This is a genomic window from Sulfitobacter sp. (genome assembly GCF_039977885.1).
Taxonomy (GTDB): Bacteria; Pseudomonadota; Alphaproteobacteria; order Rhodobacterales; family Rhodobacteraceae; genus Sulfitobacter.
Genome location: NZ_JBDWCI010000012.1, coordinates 110,108 through 131,821 on the forward strand (window position 1 = coordinate 110,108; position 21,714 = coordinate 131,821).

General features: G+C 59.6%; 16 protein-coding genes and 1 tRNA gene. 9 read left to right on the forward strand and 8 right to left on the reverse strand.

Features of this window, described 5'->3' with window-relative positions; translation table 11 throughout:
- The first annotated feature begins 3 nt into the window (after window positions 1-3).
- The 6 genes from ABJM03_RS08930 to ABJM03_RS08955 are packed head-to-tail and all read left to right on the forward strand — an operon-like array spanning window position 4 to window position 10,453.
- On the forward strand, window positions 4-978 hold the full coding sequence (locus ABJM03_RS08930; RefSeq protein WP_348417042.1) for a glycosyltransferase family 2 protein: 975 nt from the start codon (window positions 4-6) through the stop codon (window positions 976-978).
- Window positions 975-5,411 carry a MupA/Atu3671 family FMN-dependent luciferase-like monooxygenase gene (locus tag ABJM03_RS08935; RefSeq protein ID WP_348417043.1) on the forward strand — a complete coding sequence of 1,479 codons (4,437 nt, stop codon included), beginning with the start codon at window positions 975-977 and terminating at the stop codon, window positions 5,409-5,411. The genes ABJM03_RS08930 and ABJM03_RS08935 overlap by 4 nt, the downstream gene beginning before the upstream one ends.
- Window positions 5,408-6,130, forward strand: coding sequence for a 4'-phosphopantetheinyl transferase superfamily protein (locus ABJM03_RS08940; protein ID WP_348417044.1), 723 nt, complete (start codon window positions 5,408-5,410; stop codon window positions 6,128-6,130). Before ABJM03_RS08935 ends, ABJM03_RS08940 begins: the two co-directional genes overlap by 4 nt.
- Window positions 6,127-7,077 carry a hypothetical protein gene (locus ABJM03_RS08945; protein WP_348417045.1) on the forward strand — a complete coding sequence of 317 codons (951 nt, stop codon included), beginning with the start codon at window positions 6,127-6,129 and terminating at the stop codon, window positions 7,075-7,077. The genes ABJM03_RS08940 and ABJM03_RS08945 overlap by 4 nt, the downstream gene beginning before the upstream one ends.
- Window positions 7,074-9,620, forward strand: coding sequence for a hypothetical protein (locus ABJM03_RS08950; protein WP_348417046.1), 2,547 nt, complete (start codon window positions 7,074-7,076; stop codon window positions 9,618-9,620). The genes ABJM03_RS08945 and ABJM03_RS08950 overlap by 4 nt, the downstream gene beginning before the upstream one ends.
- Window positions 9,617-10,453 (forward strand): glycosyltransferase family A protein, encoded by an 837-nt coding sequence (locus tag ABJM03_RS08955; protein WP_348417047.1) that lies wholly within the window; start codon window positions 9,617-9,619, stop codon window positions 10,451-10,453. Before ABJM03_RS08950 ends, ABJM03_RS08955 begins: the two co-directional genes overlap by 4 nt.
- Here ABJM03_RS08955 and ABJM03_RS08960 read toward each other — a convergent pair.
- Window positions 10,450-11,646: a glycosyltransferase family 4 protein gene (locus tag ABJM03_RS08960; RefSeq protein WP_348417048.1), complete on the reverse strand. Its 1,197-nt coding sequence runs from the start codon at window positions 11,644-11,646 to the stop codon at window positions 10,450-10,452. The genes ABJM03_RS08955 and ABJM03_RS08960 overlap by 4 nt on opposite strands.
- Window positions 11,647-11,757: 111 nt before the next feature.
- Between ABJM03_RS08960 and ABJM03_RS08965 the strand changes: the two genes are divergently transcribed.
- Window positions 11,758-13,104 carry an oligosaccharide flippase family protein gene (locus ABJM03_RS08965; RefSeq protein WP_348417049.1) on the forward strand — a complete coding sequence of 449 codons (1,347 nt, stop codon included), beginning with the start codon at window positions 11,758-11,760 and terminating at the stop codon, window positions 13,102-13,104.
- Here the strand turns inward: ABJM03_RS08965 and ABJM03_RS08970 are convergent.
- The 7 genes from ABJM03_RS08970 to ABJM03_RS09000 form a co-directional block, all read right to left on the reverse strand.
- Window positions 13,101-14,396, reverse strand: a complete 1,296-nt coding sequence (locus ABJM03_RS08970; protein WP_348417050.1) for a DUF874 domain-containing protein — start codon at window positions 14,394-14,396, stop codon at window positions 13,101-13,103. The genes ABJM03_RS08965 and ABJM03_RS08970 overlap by 4 nt on opposite strands.
- Window positions 14,397-14,540: 144 nt before the next feature.
- Window positions 14,541-15,473, reverse strand: coding sequence for an exopolysaccharide biosynthesis protein (locus ABJM03_RS08975; protein ID WP_348417051.1), 933 nt, complete (start codon window positions 15,471-15,473; stop codon window positions 14,541-14,543).
- Window positions 15,474-15,520: 47 nt separating this feature from the next.
- Window positions 15,521-16,276, reverse strand: a complete 756-nt coding sequence (locus ABJM03_RS08980) for a sugar transferase (protein ID WP_348417052.1) — start codon at window positions 16,274-16,276, stop codon at window positions 15,521-15,523.
- A gap of 356 nt (window positions 16,277-16,632) precedes the next feature.
- Window positions 16,633-16,707 (reverse strand) — tRNA-Glu (locus ABJM03_RS08985).
- Window positions 16,708-16,787: 80 nt separating this feature from the next.
- Entirely contained in the window at window positions 16,788-18,539 is a 1,752-nt protein-coding gene (recJ, locus tag ABJM03_RS08990; RefSeq protein WP_348417053.1) for a single-stranded-DNA-specific exonuclease RecJ, read from the reverse strand.
- Window positions 18,536-19,822, reverse strand: coding sequence for a homoserine dehydrogenase (locus ABJM03_RS08995; protein ID WP_348417054.1), 1,287 nt, complete (start codon window positions 19,820-19,822; stop codon window positions 18,536-18,538). The genes recJ and ABJM03_RS08995 overlap by 4 nt, the downstream gene beginning before the upstream one ends.
- A gap of 78 nt (window positions 19,823-19,900) precedes the next feature.
- Window positions 19,901-20,197: a hypothetical protein gene (locus ABJM03_RS09000; protein WP_348417055.1), complete on the reverse strand. Its 297-nt coding sequence runs from the start codon at window positions 20,195-20,197 to the stop codon at window positions 19,901-19,903.
- Between the two features lie 98 nt (window positions 20,198-20,295).
- Here ABJM03_RS09000 and ABJM03_RS09005 point away from each other — a divergent pair, with 98 nt between their 5' ends.
- A complete protein-coding gene (locus ABJM03_RS09005) occupies window positions 20,296-20,877 on the forward strand; it encodes a TetR/AcrR family transcriptional regulator (RefSeq protein ID WP_348417578.1) in 582 nt (193 codons plus the stop codon).
- Window positions 20,878-21,157: 280 nt separating this feature from the next.
- Window positions 21,158-21,682 carry a hypothetical protein gene (locus ABJM03_RS09010; protein WP_348417056.1) on the forward strand — a complete coding sequence of 175 codons (525 nt, stop codon included), beginning with the start codon at window positions 21,158-21,160 and terminating at the stop codon, window positions 21,680-21,682.
- Window positions 21,683-21,714: the final 32 nt, after the last annotated feature.

The window sequence follows — 21,714 nt, forward strand, 5'->3', positions numbered from 1 at the left end:
CGGATGCCTGTGCCTTCTGTCCTGTGCATCTTGCTCAATTTCCGCACACCCGAGATGACCCTGCGCGCAGCAGAGGCGGCCTTGGCTGATCTACATGGCTTGGGCGGGGAATTGGTGATTGTCGATAACGCCTCTGGTGACGGCTCATTCGAGATGATCCGCGAAGTTGTGGCCGCGCGCGGCTGGGGTGAGGGCGGACTGGTGCGGGTTGTGGCATCGCCGGTCAATGGCGGCTTTGGCGCGGGCAATAACATCGGCCTGCGCATGGCGATGAGCGATGGGCGGCTGCCGGACTATTACTATATCCTGAACTCTGATGCCTTCCCTGATGCGGGCTGTACTTCGGCGGTGGTCCAGCATCTAGAGGCGAACCCAACTGCGGGCATCGCCTGTAGCCACATTCGCGGCGAAGATAATGTGGTACACACCACGGCGTTTCGCTTTCCAACCATTGCGGGTGAATTTGTCGGGGCCGCGCGTCTTGGTCTGTTCGAGCGGCTGCTGCCTGAGGCCCCTGTGCCCATGCCACAGCCCACAGTAACGCAGCAGGTCGATTGGAGCGCAGGCGCAAGCATGATGCTGCGCCGGACGATGCTTGAGGAAATCGGCACCTTTGATGAGGTCTTTTTCCTGTATTTTGAGGAAACCGATCTGTGCCTGCGCGCAGCACGGGCAGGGTGGAGCTGTTGGTATGTGCCTGACAGCCGGGTTGTGCATATCGGCTCTGTCTCTACGGGGATGAAGACCAAACGGCGCATGCCATCCTATTGGTACGACTCGCGCCGCCATTATTTTATCAAAAATCACGGGCGCTTTTATGCCGCCCTCGCCCTGTGGGCGCATCTGTCTGGCGGGGTTTTGCACCGCTTGCGTACAGGGCTTGTTGGCCGCAAACCGCAGGACCCAAGCTGGTTCTTACGTGACCTTGCAGCCCATGCCACGACCCCCTACCGTCTGTCTCCGGAGGACCGATCATGACCGCGCCATTCAATCCATCCGCATTTTCCTGTGTATTGCTGGGCGACGAGTCGCTGACCATTGCTTGCGCCGATATGATCGTGGCAGGCGGGCACCGCGTTCTGGCGGTTGTCACGCGGGATACAGATGTGCGCAGCTGGGCCGAGGCGCAAGGCATTGCTGTTTACAACGCGCCTGCCGATCTTGCCCGTGTTGATTTGCCCAGTTTCGACTGGTTGCTGAGCATTGCCAATCTGCGCATCATCCCCGAAGCCGCATTGGCGCTGCCCACAAAAGGGGCGGTGAATTTCCATGATGGCCCTTTGCCGCGCTATGCAGGGCTGAACACGCCAGCATGGGCGATCATCAACGGCGAAACGCAGCACGGCGTCAGCTGGCACATGATCGAGGGGGGCGTGGACGAGGGCGATCTGTTGGCCCAACAGATGGTGGATATCGCCGAGGATGAAACGGCCTTTAGTCTCAATTCCAAATGCTATGCGGCAGGGATGGAGAGCTTTGCCAGCGTGATTGCACAGCTGGAGAGTGGCGCGCCAGAGCGTCGCGCCCAAGACCTCAGTCAGCGCAGCTATTTCGCGCGGGACCAGCGGCCTGCAGTGCTGGGGTTGATTGATTTTACGCAAAGCACCAGCCAGATTGCAGCCCTGCTGCGGGGGATGGATTTTGCGGGCTATTGGAACCCATTGGGCGTGGCCAAGATTGCTTGCAACGGGGACATCCTTACGGTTTCGGGCGGTGAGGCTGCAGCCGGTGAAGGCCCAAGCGGCACAGTACTACAAAGCGCGGCGGGCCGGTTGGTCGTTGCGACCTCTGATGCTGCCATTGCGCTGAATGGGGTGACGGGCGATTTGCCTGCTGTTGGTACAATGCTCGATGCGCCAACAGATGCGATGGCCGCAGTTCAGGACCGTTTGGTGGCAGATGAAGCCTATTGGCGCGGTAAGCTTGCTGCCATGGAGGCACTGCCCCTGCCTTTAGCCACGGGGAAGGCATCCGGCACATGGGTTGAGCGGCGGGTAGAGGGCGACATCAAGGTTGTGATGGCGGCGCTGACCTTGGGCGCGGGGCAGGTTGCTGGCGATATTGGCGTTGCCGTGACGCCTGCGCTGGCAGGATTTGCCGCGGATTGGGTGCCACTGCGCTGTGATGCGCCGTTGGACGCACAGATGGCGCGGATCGAAAAGACGGCCGGTTTCTCAAGCGATTTGGGCCTGCGTGACCCCGCGATCACCTTGGAGCGCCCTGCGATTATGCTGGCGGATGCGCCTGTGGCGGGCAGTGCGCTGACCATTACGGTCGCGGGTGACCAGATCACCCTGCATGGTGACAGTGGGTTGCTGTCAGATGCCGCAATGGATCTGATCGCGGCCCGCATTACGGATACCGCTGGCCTGCCCGAGGCCGAACGTGCCCTGTTGCTTGAGGCATGGAACGCCACGCAAACCGATTATACGGCCGAGCCGATCCACAAGAGTTTTGAGGCACAGGTTGCACGGACGCCAGATGCCACAGCGCTGGTTTTTGAAGATCAAAGCCTCAGCTATACCGCGCTAAACGCGGCCGCCAACAGGTTGGCGCATCGTTTGATTGCGACTGGGGTGAAGACCGGCACGCCCGTGGGCCTTGCCACGTCGCGCGGGCCTGATTTGTTGATCGGTGCGTTGGGAATTTTGAAGGCCGGCGGGGCCTATGTGCCGCTTGACCCTGCCTATCCTGCGGACCGGATCAAACATTATATCGCGGACAGCGGCGCACCGGTGATCGTGACGCAATCCGCGCTGGCAGATAGCTTGCCACGCGGGGAGGCGTCGCTTTTGGTGCTCGACACGGATGCAGAGCTTGCCACCGCAGCCGAAAGCAATCCCGACGCAGGCGCTGACGCTGAGACGCTGGCCTATCTCATCTACACCTCTGGCTCCACGGGGACGCCCAAAGGGGTGATGGTGGGCCACGGAAATGTCGCCAATTTCTTTGCGGGCATGGATCAACGGATCGCCTATGAGGCAGGGGATGCTTGGCTCGCAGTGACGAGCCTGTCCTTCGATATTTCTGTGCTAGAGCTGTTCTGGACACTATCGCGCGGGTTCAAACTGGTGCTTGCTGGGGATGATAGCCGGACCGAGCTGTCGCGTGGCCCGATTGCTGTGTCGGATCGCAAGATCGACTTTAACCTGTTCTACTGGGGCAATGACGATGGCGTGGGCCCTGCAAAATACCAGCTGTTGCTGGAGGGGGCGAAATTTGCCGATGCCCATGGGTTCAACGCCGTTTGGACGCCCGAGCGGCACTTCCACGCCTTTGGTGGCCCCTATCCGAACCCCTCGGTGACGGGGGCTGCGGTGGCGGCGGTGACCTCAAATCTGGACGTGCGCGCAGGGTCTTGCGTCGCACCTTTGCACCATCCCGCCCGCATTGCCGAGGAATGGGCGGTGATCGACAACCTGACCAACGGGCGTGTGGGGCTTGCCATCGCCAGCGGCTGGCAGCCCGATGATTTTGTGTTGCGTCCCGAGAACACGCCGCCCCATAATAAGCCGGCCATGTATGCGGCCATTGATCAGCTGCGCGCGCTGTGGCGCGGCGATGCGGTTGAGTTCCCGACCAAAGACGGCACGCCGTTTGCTGTGGTGACCCAGCCCCGTCCTGTGTCCAAAGAGCTGCCGGTCTGGGTGACCACTGCGGGCAACCCCGAGACGTGGAAAGAAGCGGGGCAGATCGGGGCGAATGTGCTTACGCACCTGCTGGGCCAATCGGTGGCCGAAGTGGCCGATAAGATCAAAATCTACCACGCGGCACTTCGCGAGGCGGGGCATGATCCGGTTGATTTCAAGGTGACAGTCATGCTGCACACCTATCTGGATGAAACGCGTGAACGCGCTGAGGAAATCGCACGCGAGCCGATGAAGGATTACCTGCGCTCGGCGGCGGGTCTGATCAAACAATACGCTTGGGCCTTTCCGGCCTTCAAGAAACCCGAAGGCGCGACAAGCCCGTTTCAGGTGGATCTTGAGGGGCTGGATGCTGAGGAGATGGAAGCGATCCTTGAGTTCGCCTTTCAGCGCTATTTCAATGACAGCGGGCTGTTTGGCACGATCGAAGATGGCGTGGCCCGCGCAGAAGAGCTCAAACGCATCGGCGTGGATGAGATTGCCTGTTTGATCGACTATGGCATTGCTGTGGATAGGGTCATGGCAGGGCTTAAACCATTGGCCGAGGTTCTGGCGCGCAGCAATGCGGGCGCGGCTTTGGCGGATGATGATTTCTCGCTTGCCGCGCAGCTGATGCGGCACAAAGTGAGCCATATGCAATGCACGCCCTCTATGGCGCAGATGTTGGTGATGAACGATGAGACGCGCCACGCACTTGCGGGGCTGAAGGAGCTGATGGTAGGCGGCGAAGCCTTGCCTGGTGCACTGGCGGCGGATCTGATGGCGGCTTGTGGGGGGCGGGTGCAGAATATGTACGGGCCGACCGAAACGACGATCTGGTCCACAACGCAGATGGTGACGCAGGCGGAGACAACAGCCGCCATTGGCACGCCGATTGCCAATACGCAGGTCTATGTGTTGGACGGAGCACTTGAGCCGCGCCCCGTAGGCGTGGCTGGAGAGCTTTATATCGCGGGAGATGGCGTCACACATGGATATCACGCGCGCCCTGAGATGACGGCGGAGCGTTTTGTCGATAACCCCTTTGGCGCAGGGCGCATGTACCGCACAGGCGATCTGGCGGCATGGCGCGCAGATGGCAGCCTTGGCTTTATGGGCCGTGCGGATGATCAGGTGAAAATCCGTGGTCACCGGATCGAGCTGGGCGAGATCGAGAGCGCGCTTGCCGCACAGGCAGGCATCACCCAAGCCGTTGTTGTGGCGCGCGACGCGGCCGGTGGTGCGCAGCTGGTTGGCTATGTGACGGGCGGCACCATTGATGAAGACGCCTTGCGTGCAGCACTGGCTGAGCGTTTGCCAGATATTATGGTGCCTGCGCGCATTGTAGAAGTGGCGCGTATGCCTTTGACGCCGAACAAAAAGATCGACCGCAAGGCCCTGCCTGCGCCGCAGGCCAAAGCGGTGGCTGAGGCACCTGCCATGCAGGCCGCACCGCAAAGCGACACGCAGGCGGCAATTGCACAGGTCTGGACGGCGATCCTTGGGGTGGCAGTGATCCGGCCATCGGATAACTTCTTTGCGCTGGGGGGGCATTCGTTGCTGGCCGTACAGGCGCACCGCGATATCAAAGCAGCGCTGGGCGCGGATAAACTGGGGATCACGGATATCTTCCGCTTCCCGACCCTTGAAGGGTTGGCGGCGCATTTGGACAAGGGCAGCACCAAAGCTGCGGAACCTGTCGTGGAGCATGATGCGCCAAGCAAGGCCGCGACCATCTCGAAACGCCGTGCCATGCGAGCAGGCCGGACCAAGGCGAATACGTGACTTGCACGCCCGCCCTTGTTCAGGCGTTAACAGCGTCGGTTTTGCCGCAAGGTTTGGCCGTCGTGGCGCGCGATCCGAGGGATGTGCCTGGCGCGGTTGATCCCGTAGAGCAGAGGGCGGTGCAAAACGCAGTGCCACGGCGTGTGGCCGAGTTTCACGCAGGCCGCTCTGCTGCCCGTGCCGGGATGGTCGAGCTGGCCTTACCGCCCCGTCCTGTGCCCATGGGCCCTGACCGTGCGCCTGTTTGGCCGGCGGGAGTGACTGGCAGTATCTCTCATACGGATAAGGCCTGTGTCGCAGTTTTAGGCTACAGTCGTGACTGGGCGGGGATTGGTGTCGACCTCGAAGATGCTGAACCACTGGACCCGCTTTTGGTGGGGCAGGTATGCTCGGTCTCTGAACAGGCATGGCTGGGCGTCCAGCCTACCCGCGATCGGGGCCTCATGGCCAAGCTGATTTTTTCGATCAAGGAAGCCGCCTATAAGGCGCAATATCCGTTGACCCAACAGCTATTTGGTTATGACGGGATGCGGGTCGATATCGATAGAGCCAACAGTCAGTTTACGGCGACCTTTGTGATGCCGCAGGGCGAGATTGCTGCCGGTGCCACGCTTGCGGGGAATTATGCTCATGCAGCGGGGTTGCTGGTCACTGCGGTGGCATTGGGCCATGGGGATGTGGCACAACTGATGCAGGACAGAGGAGACAAAACCGGATGATTTCTCGGCGCGGGGTGTTGCGAACGGGCTCGGCGGCGCTGGTTGCGGTCGGCGGCGCACTTGCGCTGCGCGCGGGCTGGCAAATGGCGCAACTGCGGCAGGCGCGTGGTCTGTATGCGGGCGGGTTGCCAGCACCTGATGGGCCGATGAATGTATATCATCTGGGGCACTCGCTGGTGGGGCGCGATATGCCTGCCATGTTGGCACAGCTTGCAGGAGCGGGCCACGACTATGCCAGCCAGCTTGGCTGGGGTGCGAATTTGCGCAGCCATTTTGAACCGGATGTGCCGGTAAACGGCTTTGAGGAAGAAAACGCACATTCCAGATTTCTGCCTGCCCAAGAGGCGTTGGCGGCCGGGGATTTTGATGCGCTGGTCATGACTGAAATGGTCGAGCTGCGTGATGCAATCAAATATCATGATAGCGCGAAATATCTTGCCAATTGGGCAAGGTTGGCACGCGACGCGAGGCCGGATGTACGGCTTTATCTTTATGAGACATGGCACAATACCGATGATCGGGCGGGATGGTATGACCGGATCGACGCCGATTTTGACGAGCTGTGGCTTGACCGCGTGGTGCTGCCTGCGGCCTTGGACATCGGTGCGCCGATCTACATCATTCCGGGCGGGCAGGTCATGGCATCGGTGGGGCGTGCGTTGGAGGATGCAGGGGGAATTGGCAACCTTGCTAGCCGCGACGCATTGATGGCGCGCACGCCAGAGGGTGCGCTGGATACTATTCATCTTGGTGATATCGGGAACTATCTGATTGCGCTGACCCATTACGCCACGCTTTACCAACGTGACCCGACAGGGCTACCGCTGGCGTTGACGCGCGCGGACGGCACAGCGGCCGTGGCACCGGACGCCAATGCGGGGGCGCTGTTACAGAAAATTGTCTGGGAAGTGGTGCGCGCCACACCCTTTAGCGGAGTAAGCGCATGAGCGATCTGGCCAGCACGATCTTTGCCGTTGTTATGGTGGGGCACAGCCTGTTTGGCACCACCGGGCCGGATATGCTGGACGCAGCATTGGGTGCGACCAGCAACAAGGTGAGCGTGCAGGAACAAATCATCAATGGTGCGCCCCTAAAATACAATTGGGAACATTCGAGCGAGGCACAAGGCGTTGATGCGCGTACGCTGCTTCCCCAAGGTACGACAACTGATCTGATCCTGACCGAAGCGATCCCGCTGGCCAATCACCTGAAATGGAGCGAGACCGAAGTTTACGCCCAAGCCTTTGCCGGATTGGCGCTGAGCGGGCAGGTGGATGCACGGGTGTTCATTCAAGAAACATGGCACAGCCTGAACAGCGGGACAGGCGTAGCTGTAGAATTTGATGCGCAGGCCGATACGCCGTGGCGTGAGCGTCTGGAGAACGATCTGCCGCTATGGGAGGGGATCGCAGATGCTTTGCGCGCCGGTGTGCCAGAGGCAGAAGAGCGGATCGGGCTGATCCCCGCCGGACAGGCGTTGGCACGTTTGGATGATGCAGTGCAGGCGGGGCAGGTGCCCGGGCTGGATGACATTGCGCAGGTGTTTGACGATGACATCCACCTTAATGCAAAGGGTCATTACTTTGTGTCTATGGTGCAATATGCGGTGATCACAGGGGCCAGCCCCGAGGGATTGCCGCATAATGTCAAAGACCGCTTTGGCCAGGGTTTTGACGGGCCGGATGCCGCTATGGCTGCTGCGATGCAGCGGGTGGCGCGTGAAGCGGTCGAGGCCTATCAGCGTGGCGAGATTGCGCCCGCCCCTGTCGGGCAAACCACGACCGCTCCCGTAGGTAGCCGTGCGCCGCCTCCTGCGCCGCAGGGGGGGGACGTTGACGTAACAGCTGCGCCGCAAGCTGCCGCTGCCAAGCCACGGGCCACCCCGAAAGGGGCAATTGCAGTAGGCTTGGCTCCGATTACGGATTGGGCTGCGCAACAGCCCTTTCTTGACGTGATGAAAACCGCGCGCCCTTGGATCGGGCATTTGCCCGGCAGGTTTGGCGGGATCGAGTATGATCAGCTGGTGGCGGATGGCCATATTGATGCGCAGGGATGGCTGCGTAGCCTGCCGCGATCCGCAGGCTCTGTTGGCACGCTGATCCTGACCGATTTACCAGAGGCAGCGGCCCCGTCGCTGGAGGGGCGCTATGTGCTGCGCTTTGACGGTGCAGGCGTGGTGGAGCCGCTGGGCCGTGCGACAAACATCCGCTATGGGCGAGGGGAGGTGCGGTTTGATTACACCCCGGGCCCGGGCAGTGTGGAGCTGCGCATTCAGCGGACAAATACGGCCAATCCTGTGCGCAATATCACGGTCGTGCGAGAGGACAGGCTTGCGCTGTATGAGGCGGGAGAGCTGTTCAACCCCGACTGGATCGCGCGGCTTGAAGCCTTCGACACCTTGCGGATGATGGACTGGATGGAGACCAACAACTCGGAACAATCGCAATGGGATGCACGACCAAAGGTCAGCGATGCGAGCTGGACCAATCATGGTGTGCCGCTGGAGGTGATGCTGACGCTGGCCAATGAGACGGGCAAAAATATCTGGGTGAACATGCCGCATCTGGCTGATGATGCCTATGTGCGTGCCTTCGCACTGGCCGTGCAAAAGGGGCTTGATCCTTCATTGACCGCCTATGTGGAATATTCGAACGAGATGTGGAATTTCCAGTTTGCCCAGACCCGGTGGGCTGATGCGCAGGCACAAGAGCGGTGGAAGCAAGCTGATGTAGGCACGCAATACTACGCTCTGCGCGCCGCAGAAGTGGCGCGTATCTGGGCGGATGCTTTTGAGGGCAGCGAAGGAAGATTGGTCAATGTTATCTCGAGCCAGACCGGGTGGCTTGGGTTGGAGGAAAATATCCTTAACGCGCCGCTGGTCATTGCAGAGGGCGCGCCAGCGCCCAAAGAGGCGTTCGATGCCTATGCGGTCACCGGTTATTTTGGCGGTATCCTCGGGCTTGAAGCGCGGCGCGATCAGATGCACGAATGGCTGGATGAGAGCCTCGCACGCGCCAATGATGCCGTGACAGAGCAAGGCCTGACCGGCGCTAAGCGACAGCAGGCATTGGAAGCTACGCAATATGACTACGCCAGCGCGCTGGTGGGCCAAGAACTGCGTGATGGGTCAGTGACGGGGCTGGATGCGGACACAGTAGAGGATCTGGGTAATCGTGTCTGGCCTTATCATGCTCAGGTGGCGAAAGACGCGGGGCTTGAGCTGATTATGTATGAAGGCGGGAGCCATATTGTGGGGATTGGCGCGCAGGTCGATGACGAACAGCTGACGGCCTTCTTCCAACATTTCAACTACACGCCTGAGATGGGCGCGCTTTATACTGCCTTGCTCGAGGCTTGGTCAGCGGCGGGTGGCACGCTTTTCAACGCTTATGCGGATATCTATGTGCCGACGAAATGGGGTAGCTGGGGCGCTTTGCGTTATTTGAATGACAGCAATCCGCGATGGGATGCGCTGGTGGCAGGCCGATGAGCATTCCATGCAGCATTTTGATCCCCGCCCATAACGAGGTCGGCTATATCGAGCCCTGCCTCGAGGCGCTGTTGTCGAGTGATCCTACGGGAGCAGACGTCGAGGTGATCGTGATGGCCAATGGCTGTACCGATGCCACGGTACAGGTCGCACGCAGTTTTACGGACAGGTTTGCCACCAAGGGCTGGCCGCTAAAGGTGCTGGATATCGCGCAGGGCGGCAAAATGGGCGCGCTAAATGCCGGTGATTACGCGGCCGTTCATGGCGGGCGCATATATGTGGATGCGGATGTTGTAGTGACGCCACCGCTAATGTCACAACTGGCAGCGGTACTGGATGCACAGGGGCCGCGCTATGCCAGTGGCGGGCCGGTGGTTGTGGCCACGGGCAGTACGTTTACACGGGTTTATACGCGTTTTTGGGCGTCATTGCCGTTTTGCACCCACGGTGTGCCGGGGTTCGGCGTGTTTGCGGTGAACCGCGAGGGGCGTGAACGCTGGGGTGAATTCCCCGATATCATTTCGGATGATACGTTTGTACGGCTCAGCTTTACCCCGTCCGAGCGCCACCGCGTGCCTGCGACCTACCGCTGGCCCATGATCGAAGGGGCTGCGGCGTTGATACGGGTGCGGCGCCGTCAGGATATCGGCGTGGCCGAAGTACAAGAACGCTATCCCGCGCTTTGGAAAAACCACGATCCCTATCCTGTCGATGCGCCGCCCCTTTGGCGGCGCGCGCTGGGCGATCCTATGGGCTTTGCTGCATTTGCATGGGTCGCGATTGCGGTCCGTTTGCCCCATAAACCACAGGGCCGCTGGGCGCGGGGGCGTTAAGCCGCGATATGCGCTGCGATTTTAGCGGCTTCGACCTGCGCGTCATGACGCGCCAACACGCGGGCGCGGGCGGTTTGTGCCATTCGCGTACGGGTTTCTGGCGCGGTGGTTGCCAATGCGCGCATTGCATCTGCAAGGGCTGTGGCATCGCCCGCCGGAACCATCCAGCCGGTTTGCTCAGGCACAACCAGCTCTGGCGTGCCGGCGATATAGGTGGCGATGACAAGACGCCCTGCGGCCATGGCCTCCATGATTACCATTGGCAGACCTTCGGCAAAACTGGGCATCAACAGTGCATGGGCGGCTTGCAGTTCTGACAGAATGCGTGCCTCATCTACCCAACCGGTGAGGGTGATGTTGTTTGTCAGATCATGCTCGACGATGCGGTTCTCGATCGCGTTGCGCAATTCGCCGTCACCGATCAGGGTCAGATGGGCTTGGGGCTCGGAGCGGACCAGATCAGCCATGGCGTCGATGGCAAGCAATTGACCTTTTTGTTCAACAAACCGGCCAATGGCGACAAAGCGGGGCGGGCCGTCCGGCATCGGCAGCGGTTCGGGAAAGCGGGCAGGGTCAATGCCGCAATGCACCACCTTGATCTTATCCCAGTGGTCGGGGCCGGCCCAGCGGCTGAGCTGGCTGCGGCCAAAGCTGGTGATGGCCACGGTGAATTTGGAACGCGCGACTTTTTCGCCAAGCGACAGGGCGCGGGGGGCATCATATTCTTCGGGGCCGTGCACGGTAAAGCTGTAGGCGGGTCCGCCCAAGGCCGCGCTGAGCATTGCAACCGTTGCGGCGTTGGTGCCGAAATGGGCATGGGCATGGGTGGCGTGTGCCGCGGTGCAATATTGCGTAACATATGCGGCCTCTACCAGATAGATCAGGTGTTTGATTAACCCGACCTCCGAACGCCGCCCACAGGATACAGCAAGGCGCAGAGCGCTAAGAAAACGGGCAGGCTCCGCGAGGAACGATCTGACTACGGCCATTAGCAAGGTCAGCGCACCCGCGCGCAGCACGTAAGTTGTGGCAGCAGCTTCCTCGACGTCTTGGGTATCAACCAGCGGGGCATCGCCTGCGCGCATGGCCAGCCGCGTCACCGTGTGGCCCTGCGCTTCGAGTGCGCGGATTTCGCGGCGGATAAAGCTGTGGCTGGGCTGGGGGTAGCTGTTGAGGATATAGGCGACGTGCATTGGTGCGTCCTTCGTGTCTCACTTTTGCCAGCGCAGGTGCAGGCTACTGGCGCATGCAGCAGGGGAACGTTAGCAATATTGTAGCAGTAAAACGAGGGATGAATACGGCAAATGGGTGGTCTTTTGCAACAGTTGCGCGGTGGGCGCCTGATGGCGCGGGTGATGCGCAGCACCTCGTGGATTTTGCTGGGGTATGGCGGGTCTCAGGCATTGCGGTTGGGATCGAACCTGATTTTGACGCGACTGCTTTTCCCTGAGGCCTTCGGCCTGATGGCGTTGGTCGGCTTGGTGACGCTGGGGCTGATGTTGTTTTCGGATGTGGGGATTTCCCCCTCCATCGCACAAAGCAAACGGGGCGATGATCCCGATTTTCTGAACACCGCATGGAGCATTCAGGTGCTGCGTGGTTTTTGCCTGTTTGTCATAGCCTGCGCATTGGCCTTGCCGTTGGCGGGCTTCTATGACGCGCCCGAGCTGGCAACCTATCTTCCGATTGCGGCGCTTGCGTTGGTGATTACAGGGTTTAACCCCACGCGGATCGAAACGGCACAGCGGCATTTGTTGATGGGGCGGCTGACGGTACTGGATCTCGCAGCACAGGTGATCGGGATTGTGGTGATGATCTTGCTGGCGTGGTGGCTCCAATCGGTACTGGCGCTGGTGGTTGGCGGGGTGGTGACGCCACTGGCCAAGCTGGTGCTTACCAGTGTGTTCCTGCCTGGCCCATCAAACCGTTTCCGGTGGGAGCCCGCAGCCGTGCGCGAGCTGGTCGGTTTTGGAAAGTGGATATTTCTAAGCACAGCCTTCTGGTTCTTTGCCTCACAAGGGGATCGGGCTGTATTGGGTAAATTCCTGAGCCTCGACAGCCTTGGTATTTATAATATCGCCTTTTTCCTCGGCGCGTTTGCCCTGCAATTGGGGAGCAGTGTGACCGGAAAGGTCATGATACCCGTCTACCGCGATGCAAAACATGAAACGCGAAAGATTGCGAAGCTACGCTTTGGCCTGAGCGGGGTGACATTGATATTGTTGATCGTGATGGCGTTCGCGGGGCCGTGGCTGGTGGGGGTGCTATATGATCCGCGCTATGCCCAAGGAGGCGCGATTGTCACGCTGTTGTCAGTGGCCCTGATCCCGCAAGTGATCGGAATGAGCTATGATCAGGCCGCCTTGGCCGCCGGAGATTCGCGGCGCTTCTTTGTGGTGTCGGCCACGCGCGCAGTCTTGCAAATATTGCTGCTTGTCGTAGGGGTAAGCCTGTATGGCGTCATCGGCGCGGTTGTTGGCATCGGTCTTGCACAGACATTGACGCATCCGGTGATCATCTGGCTAGCGCGCGCGCACGACGCATGGGATCTGCGTCATGATGTGATTTTTACCATTGGCGCAGGGGCGTTCGGCGCGCTGGCAATCTGGGTGCACCGCGATGCGATTGCGGCGTTGGTCACACTGACCTAAGTGCTGCGCGCCAGTCGTGCGGCACGGCCTGCCTTGCCTGCCGCACGGCGTTTTTCACGCGCTGCACGCCATTTCGAGCTTTGATATTTGGGTTCCAGTTCGGGGATCGAGATCACAGGGGTAACACCGGTTTCCCGTTCCATCTGGCGGGCCGAGCGGATAACGGGGCGGCGTAGTTCCAGCAAAAATGCTATGAGAAAGGCAAGGATCGTAGCAGCAAAGCCGCCCATGATGGCGCGCTTTTTCTTGCTCATGGTGATCGGGTAGTCGGGAATTTGCGCTTCCTCGATCGTGGTCAGCCGCTCGCCCTGTGCGCCGACTTCGAGATTGAAGCCCACTTCGGCATCGTTACGACGGGTCGCGATGATTTCAAGCTGTGTTTGCAGTTGGTCCATGCGGCGGTCAAAGTCGGTCAAAGCACGCTCGGTTTCGGGAGAGCTTTGGATGGTGGATTGCAAGGCCGTGCGGCGCTGGTCCAACAGCGTGCGCTGTTCGGTCAGGGTTTGCAGTTGCGCATCCAGTTCGCGTTCTTCGCGTGCAACAGTTGTCGCGCGGGAGGAACGGTCGATCTGGGTGCGGGCCAGTTGGGTTGTGATGATTTCACGGTCGATGTTGAGGATCGCCTCATTAAGCTGGGCCACTTCGGACAGGCGGAACTCGACCCCGCCTTCGACGGTCAGATCATTGTCGATGCGGTAGGTTTCACGCTCGGCCTCGAGGGCGGTGATATTGTCGAGAACGGCCTGCTCCTGCCGTTGGAAAAAGGCCAATGTCGTTTCGGTTTGCTCACGCCGTTGGGCTGCCATCAGGTTGCGGGTCTGTTCGGCAAATTCATGGGCGACATCGCGGGCCAGCTGCGCCTCTTCCATCTGGGCGGTAATGGTCAGCACCGAAATCGTACCATCATCAGCAAAGCCTTCGCGCGCAGCGGCAACGCCGTTGATCGTGACCGCCTGACGCAGCAGTTGTACTTTTTCGCTCGGTTTCAGTGCGGTAAGATTGTTGTAGAGGTCATATTTGTCGATGATGGATTGCAGGCTGGCACGTGCCATCAACTGTTGCTGGATCAATTGCAACCGGCGCGCAGAAGAGCCCTCGACGGTGGAGCGAGCCAGATCATCGTTGATCTTGGGTTGCTCGACCTGAATGACTTCGGAGGATTGGTACAGATGCACATATGTCGTCGCCCAATAAAGCGAAGCGATGCAGCCAAGTACGATCACAAACGAAATCACACCCAGCCGCCGCCAAATCATGTCCAGGAAATCCTGCCATGTATAGATCGGACCCATATCTGTCTCACTTGAACCTGTCTAAAGGCTCCGAAAGCCGGAGCCGCCGCCCATTACGGCAACCTTTTGAATGTCGTTATTGCTAAATTCAGGCGATTATATGACGTGGCGCTCACATGTGCAAAGCAGCTTGTTTCTGCTGGCTTAGAATCGCTCAATGCTAGAGGCGCGGGCACGGTTGAGGATAACGCCCAACAGGGGCACTTGACCGTCCAGTATGCGTTCACATTCCGCGATATGTTTCGCCATCGTCTGGGTGCCGTCCGATACCAATAGCACGCCGTCAAGCTGCGGCAGGAAGGCCGAGGTATCATCATGGCTTAGCAGGGGCGGCATGTCATAAAGCACAATATCGGGCCGCAGGGCCGCACGCATTTCTGCAAGGCTTGCCGCGGTGGCGGGATCTTGCATGATTTCGGCAGCGTTTGTTTGGGGGGTCGCCCCCAGTCCAAGTGCAAGCGTATCGGTCGCACGCACAAGATAGTCGCTGATGGCGACATCACCAGCAAGAAAGTCGCGCAGATCGCCGGACTGGCGCGGGTCCATATCGAGCATTTTTGCCAGACCGGGATTACGCATGTTGAAATCCATCACCACTGTGCGCGAGGAGGGCACGCGCGATAGGCTTGCCGCGAGGTTGGCGGTTGTAAAGGTAGTGCCGCAGCCCGTTGTCGGTGAGGCTACGCCGATGTTGACCCAGCCATGTTGTTTGACGGTCTGGCGCAGGCGTGTGCGCAAGATGTCGAATGCGCGGGACACATCCGTTGCGCGGAATTCTTCTTCGGCGGCACTGCCCGCCATGATGTGTTGGTCCTTGCCCGGTGCCTGTTCATGCAACACCCCCCACAGATCGCGGGGGGAGCGCGAAGTTTCATCTACGCGGGATTCGATCACTTCCGGGGGCATGTGATCGAGGTTTGCATCGCCTTCAAACCCGTCCGTAACAGAGGCAAAACGGCGCGGACGGGTAAAGCTGCCTTGTGCAGGCAGCATGCGGTCACTGCGGCTTGCAACTATCCGGGCAGTCGAGGATGCATATGTGTCCTTCATCGGGTCAGGCTTTCGGGTTTTGAACATGCACAGATCATAGCGCAGGTTAGGTGGTGATCAAAGTTCGCAGCAGATCAATGGCCTGTCCGGCGCAGCATTACGCCAACAGTTTTAAACATGATGATAATGTCACTAAAAAGCGAAAGGCTTCTGTTATATTTCGCATCTACTTCGTTGCGGAAAGAAAAGCGGTTTTCGTTGCGCGCAGAGACCTGCCACAGGCCGGTAATGCCTGGTCGTATGGCAAAGTAGTGTCCGGCATTGCCATACATCGGAAGCTGCTCAGGCATCATCGGGCGCGGGCCGATCAGGCTCATGTCGCCGGTCAGCACATTCCACAGCTGCGGAAGCTCGTCCAGCGAGGTCGCGCGCAAGATTGCGCCCACACGCGTTACACGCGGATCGTTGATCAGTTTTTGCTTTTCGTCCCATTCACGGCGCAGCTCGGGGTTTGACCGCAGGTAAGAATTCAACACCTTGTCTGCATCCCGCACCATTGTGCGCAGTTTGAGAATCGAGAAACGTTGACCATCCTTGCCCAGTCGAACCTGACGGTAGAAAGGGTTACCCCCCTCAATCCACAGCGCAATTGCACAAAGCGCTACAACGGGAAGAAAGAAAGGCAGGCTAAGCAGGATGAAGACAGTTTCCATCAAACGTTTGCCGCCATTGCGGTAGAGCGTCGGCTTTGTTGCGGCTGCTTCTGCATCAAAAGACAGGTTAGCTGCGCGCGCCAGCTTTTGGTGCACGTCAACGACCGGCGCCGCCGGCACCGTTGCCGAAAGCCGGGACAGGCCGTAACCCAGCTGATCAGCGTTAAACTTTTTCATAGTCCGACCCCCCCCAGGGTTGTCTCATCGTATGTGCAACTACAGCGATCCGTTCGGTGCAGCCTGTCGTTTGACCTTAGTGTTGGCGCTGTCTGTTCCCGCAGTGGCAGCAGCAGGGCCGACATCGTCTTGTGGTCGTCGTCTTTTGTTATGCAGAGAGCCTGTAAGCATCCGCAGTAATCCTATTCGGAAGGCAAACAAATACCCCGCCCAACCGATGCCGTTTAGATAACAGATTTTAGACACATTTCAGGGGGAATTTTAGAAACAAACTGTTTCATGTGATGTGCGCCTGCGCAAAGGGAGCTCAAGGGCTCGATTTTCAAATAACATATTGATTTGGGGAGGTAAGAAGGTGGCAGCCCGTAGGGGAGTCGAACCCCTCTTTTCAGGTTGAAAACCTGACGTCCTAACCGATAGACGAACGGGCCACACTTCTTGAGCGCTTCTTTAGGCAATCGCCGATGGGGGCGCAAGTCGAAATGTGCAGATTGAGATGCTTTTTTTTAAGTTAAGCGCGAGAAGCGTCTTCCAGACGCAATTGCACGCTTTGACGGCCCTGCCATGTGTTGATGTCAAGGCGTCCGGCAAGGTGAAAACGCGCGCCGCCGTGGTTTTCGAGGGCGGGGCCCAGTTGGGAATCAAACGCACCAAAACAGATTGCGTCGAGGCGCGGGCCCAATCCGTCGCCAAAGCTCACTTTGAGGTGAGTTTCGCCCACGCGGCGGGCAGAAAAAATTCGCATGTCGGCAAATGCATAGCGGGGCGCAGCAGCACCGGCACCGAAAGGGCCTGCTGATTCTAGTGTTTCGGCTAGATCTATCGTAGCAGCGCCCGGCATCAGCATCCCGTCGAGGCGCAGATCCGAGGGGCCAAGCAGATGCGCGCCCTGTTTTTCAAGCTGCGCGGTAAGCGCGGCCATGGCTTCTTCCAGCTGTTCTTCCTGAACGGTAAGACCCGCGGCCATTTTGTGACCACCGCCTTTAATCAATACGCCCTGCATCGCCAGTTTTTGAATGCTTGCACCCAGATCTATGCCGCTGACAGAGCGCCCCGACCCTTTGCCAATGCCACCTTCGAGCCCGATCACCACGGCCGGCCGGCCGGTGGCTTCTTTCAGGCGGGCGGCGACGATACCGACAACACCGGGGTGCCATCCCTGACCGGCGGCCCAGACCAGTGCGCCATCGGTGCCGCGTTCTTCGGCCTGGGCGAGGGCTTGTGCCCGTACGGCGTTCTCGACATCGCGACGTTCCGTGTTGAGCGCATCAAGCCGTTCGGACAAGGCGGCGGCTTCGTGAGGGTCATCGGTTGCCAACAGGCGCGCCCCCAGATCGGCCTTGCCAACGCGCCCGCCTGCGTTGATCCGCGGACCAAGCATGAAGCCAAGGTGATAGGCGGCCGGTGCAGTATCCATGCGGGCCACATCCGACAGGGCAGAAAGCCCTACGCGGTCGCGCCGCCCCATGACCTTGAGCCCCTGACGCACAAAAGCGCGGTTCACCCCCACCAGCGGCGCCACATCGGCAACAGTGGCCAAGGCAACCAGATCAAGCATGGCCATCAGGTCGGGGCCTTTGGCACCGGCTTCGCGCATTTGTCTGCCTGCTTCGACCAGCATTAAAAAGACAACGCCGGCGGCGCAAAGATGGGCGAGTGCGCCGTCTTCATCCTGCCGGTTGGGGTTCACCACAGCCAGACATTCGGGCAGGGTTTCTCCGCCAAGGTGGTGATCCAGCACCACGACATCCGCGCCTTTTGCCGCCGCGATGGGGCCATGCGAAAGCGTACCGCAGTCAACGCAGATGATCAGGTCATGATTTGCAGCAAGCGCGGACATGGCCTCGTCATTGGGGCCGTATCCTTCGTCAATGCGGTCGGGCACATATAGCGTGGCTTGTTGCCCCATCTCGCGCAGCCAGACCAGCAACAGCGCGGCAGAGCTGCCGCCATCCACGTCATAATCTGCAAAAATGGCGATGCGCTGGCGGGATTTAACGGCTTGAAGAAAGCGCGCGGCGGCTGTTTCCATATCACGCAAGGAGCGCGGATCAGGCAGAAGATCGCGCAGGGCAGGTGCCAGAAATGCCTCCGCTTCAGTTGGCTCTACGCCGCGGCGCGCGAGAACCTGGCACACCGCCATCGGCAGGCCGGTTTGTTGGTGCAGCGCCTCGGAAGCGCGCACAACGTCAATGCCCGGCCCAACCCAGCGCCGCCCGCTCAGCGAGCGTTCAACGCCCAGAAAGGCTGCGGGCTGGTTCACACTTCCTCGATTCTCAGCGCGACGGGATCGCCGGAGACGACGGACGTCCCTGCGAAGGCTGCAAGCGCGCAATCAATGTCGGCGCGGGTTGTTTTATGGGTAACGATAAGCACCGGCGCACTGCCTGCTTCATGTCCGTATTGACGCATCCGATTGACGCTGACGCCCGCTTCGCCAAGGACGGCGGCGACTTTTGCCAAGGCACCCGGTTTATCCTTGAGCGACATGCGCAAATAATAGGCGGCGGGGCGCTGGCTGAGTGCGGAGGGCGCTTTGGTCAGGGTGGCGGCAGGCTGGCCAAAGACCGGACTGCGGTAGCCGCGCGCAATGTCACAGATGTCTGATAAAACGGCACTGGCTGTGGGGCCTGCACCTGCACCTGCACCGCGTAGCACGATCTGGCCTACGGCATCGCCCTCAAGCACGATCATATTGGTGCCACCTTGCAACTGGCCCAGTGGTGAGGTGTCGGGCACGAGGCATGGCTGCATGCGTTGCTCCAACCCGCGACCCGTCATCTGGGCCACACCCAGCAGTTTGATCTTATAGCCCATGTCGGCCGCGGCGCGGATATCCTCGATCGAGACGCGCTCGATGCCTTCCAGCTCGATCCCGTCAAAGTTGACTTGGCAGCCGAAGGCCAGTGAGGAAAGGATCGCAAGTTTATGCGCCGCATCAATCCCCCCAACGTCAAGCTGCGGGTCCGCTTCGAGATAGCCAAGCCCGTCCGCTTCGGCAAAAACATCCGCATAAGGCAGGCCGGCGTCTTCCATTCGCGTCAGGATATAGTTGCACGATCCGTTCATAACCCCCATGACGCGGGTGATTTCATTCCCGGCAAGGCCTTCGCCCAAGGATTTGACGACGGGAATGCCGCCCGCGACTGCCGCTTCGTATTTAATGACGCATCCCTGCGCCTCTGCCGCTTCGGCCAGGGCCTGACCGTGCATGGCCAACATGGCCTTATTGGCGGTGATTACATCTTTGCCAAGGGCAAGGGCTGCTTCGGTTGCGGCCTTGGCGGGGCCGTCTTCACCGCCCATTAGTTCGACAAAGACATCCACATCATCCCGCTTGGCCAAGGCAACCGGATCATCTTCCCACGCGTAGGAAGACAGGTTCACGCCGCGATCTTTGCCTTTGCTGCGCGCAGAAACGGCTGTGATGACCAGTTTGCGGCCCGTGCGGCGTTCCAGCAATTCGGCCTGTTTGCGTAAGATTTGCACCACACCGGCGCCAACCGTGCCCAAGCCTGCAATACCGAGGCGAAGAGGTTCTGACATGGGGGCGTTCCTTTGACTAATTGCGCTTGGCGCCGATGTAGCGTGATCGGGTGGGTCGTGCAACGCAGCAAAGCTGTGTTATCTTAACCCTTGTTCAAGACGCAGGCGTTCGGCTCCGCTCAGAACGGATGCGCGCAGGGCTGCCGCCCGTGCGCGCAGGGCGGCGATGCGGCCATCAATTTGTGCATTTTCTTGCGCTGGTTCGACACGCTGTTCCTGTGCTGCGGCTAAAACTGGCGCGAGAGGGATCAGTTTGGGATATTGCGCTGCCTCAAGTTCGGGGGTGATCCGCGCGTCAAGCTCGGGGAACTGCGTGCAGGCTCCCGTGAGGGCGAAGCTGGTCAAAAGGACCACTGGGGAAAGCGAGCGTGTCATGGCACCAAGCTTTGCACTATGGAATGGTGTCTGTGCAAGAAGATTGCAGCGGCATCGGCGGGGTTTACTTTTTGAACGTGCGTTCAGATAATCCTGTTATGGCGCGTACGACAGGATCACATTCGGATATCACAGGCCCAAAGGTGCGCGAGGCTGCGCTGCGGTTGTTTGCCAAGGGAGGCTATGCGGCGGTCTCGATGCGTGCGATTGCGGCCGAAGTCGGGGTGCAGGCGGGTGCGCTTTATACCTATACGCCTGACAAGCAATCGCTGCTGTTTGACCTGATGGAAGGCCATATGACAGACCTTCTGGCGGCTTTTTGTGATGAGGCAGGCCTGCCCGCACAGGAGCGTTTGCAAAGGTTTGTTGCCTTTCACATCCATTTTCACCACGCGCGGCCTGATGCCGTATTCATCGCCTATATGGAGCTGCGCAATCTGACGCCCGAGAATTTTGCGCGCATCGAAATGCTTCGCCGCGAATATGAAGACAGGTTGCAGGCGATCCTGCACGACGGAGCGGTCGCGGGTGTGTTCAATGTGGCGGATACGAAAATCGCAACGCTTGCCATCATTGCGATGCTGACAGGGGTGAATACGTGGTTTCGCGAAGGCGGCCGGCTGTCGCTTGACGAAATCACGGCGCAATATTGGGAGATGGTGCGCCGCGCTGTGACCTAATAGGGCGGTTTGATGAAGGTGCCGCTGTTGAGCTCTTTGTGAGAGCTTCGTCAAGCGGCGGGCCGAAAACCAGCACAAGCCGGATGCTGTCAGGGTCTGCCTATACGCGGCTCCCTCCGAACTGAAACGCGCCAGCGTGCGGTCGCCGGACATAACGCGGATGTGATGCTCTTGCCTCGCGTTTTCCTTTTTCAGCATTGCACCAGAGGGGCGCGCAGGGCGGCTGAGGCTTGCCCGTTTATGTTTGTCCCGTTAGGGGTCGTAAAAAAGGAGTGCCCCTATGACCCCCTCAGAGTTTTCCGACGAGCAGCCGCAGATTGAAACCGACCCGAATGAAGTTCTTGCTGTTGTGCAGGCATCTCAGGGCCGGCGGATTCTTGGCATGGGGTCGTTGCTTATCATGGGGGTAATGCTGATCTATATTGCCGTGGTGCAATCGCCTGCTTTCCATTGGCGGCTGTTCTTGCTGGCGCTGGGGGTTGCAACGCTTTGGCTGGGCGAAAAGATGCGTCGCGCGACCAGTACGCGGATCGAGTTGACCGAAACAGAGCTGCGCGATGGTGATGGCACTGTGATCGCGTTGATCGAAGACATCGACGGGATGGATCGCGGGTTCCTTGCCTTCAAACCCTCTAACGGATTTTTGCTGCGCACCACCAATAAGGCTCCGAACGAATGGCGGCCGGGTCTGTGGTGGCGTTTTGGGCGGCGCATTGGCATCGGGGGTATGACCTCGGCCAGCCAGACAAAATTCATGTCCGAGATCATTGCGGCCATCCGGGCCAAACGCGAAATGGGTCTGTAACCAATCAAATCTAAGGTCAAAGAAAACCCCGC

Excerpts from the sequence above, each read along its gene's own strand:
- ABJM03_RS08930 (WP_348417042.1), top strand. The coding sequence starts at position 4 with ATGCCTGTGCCTTCTGTCCTGTGCATCTTGCTCAATTTCCGCACACCC.
- ABJM03_RS08935 (WP_348417043.1), top strand. The coding sequence starts at position 975 with ATGACCGCGCCATTCAATCCATCCGCATTTTCCTGTGTATTGCTGGGC.
- ABJM03_RS08945 (WP_348417045.1), top strand. The coding sequence starts at position 6,127 with ATGATTTCTCGGCGCGGGGTGTTGCGAACGGGCTCGGCGGCGCTGGTT.
- ABJM03_RS08950 (WP_348417046.1), top strand. The coding sequence starts at position 7,074 with ATGAGCGATCTGGCCAGCACGATCTTTGCCGTTGTTATGGTGGGGCAC.
- ABJM03_RS08955 (WP_348417047.1), top strand. The coding sequence starts at position 9,617 with ATGAGCATTCCATGCAGCATTTTGATCCCCGCCCATAACGAGGTCGGC.
- ABJM03_RS08960 (WP_348417048.1), bottom strand. The coding sequence starts at position 11,646 with ATGCACGTCGCCTATATCCTCAACAGCTACCCCCAGCCCAGCCACAGC.
- ABJM03_RS08965 (WP_348417049.1), top strand. The coding sequence starts at position 11,758 with ATGGGTGGTCTTTTGCAACAGTTGCGCGGTGGGCGCCTGATGGCGCGG.
- ABJM03_RS08970 (WP_348417050.1), bottom strand. The coding sequence starts at position 14,396 with ATGGGTCCGATCTATACATGGCAGGATTTCCTGGACATGATTTGGCGG.
- ABJM03_RS08975 (WP_348417051.1), bottom strand. The coding sequence starts at position 15,473 with ATGTTCAAAACCCGAAAGCCTGACCCGATGAAGGACACATATGCATCC.
- ABJM03_RS08980 (WP_348417052.1), bottom strand. The coding sequence starts at position 16,276 with ATGAAAAAGTTTAACGCTGATCAGCTGGGTTACGGCCTGTCCCGGCTT.
- ABJM03_RS08995 (WP_348417054.1), bottom strand. The coding sequence starts at position 19,822 with ATGTCAGAACCTCTTCGCCTCGGTATTGCAGGCTTGGGCACGGTTGGC.
- ABJM03_RS09000 (WP_348417055.1), bottom strand. The coding sequence starts at position 20,197 with ATGACACGCTCGCTTTCCCCAGTGGTCCTTTTGACCAGCTTCGCCCTC.
- ABJM03_RS09005 (WP_348417578.1), top strand. The coding sequence starts at position 20,296 with ATGGCGCGTACGACAGGATCACATTCGGATATCACAGGCCCAAAGGTG.
- ABJM03_RS09010 (WP_348417056.1), top strand. The coding sequence starts at position 21,158 with ATGACCCCCTCAGAGTTTTCCGACGAGCAGCCGCAGATTGAAACCGAC.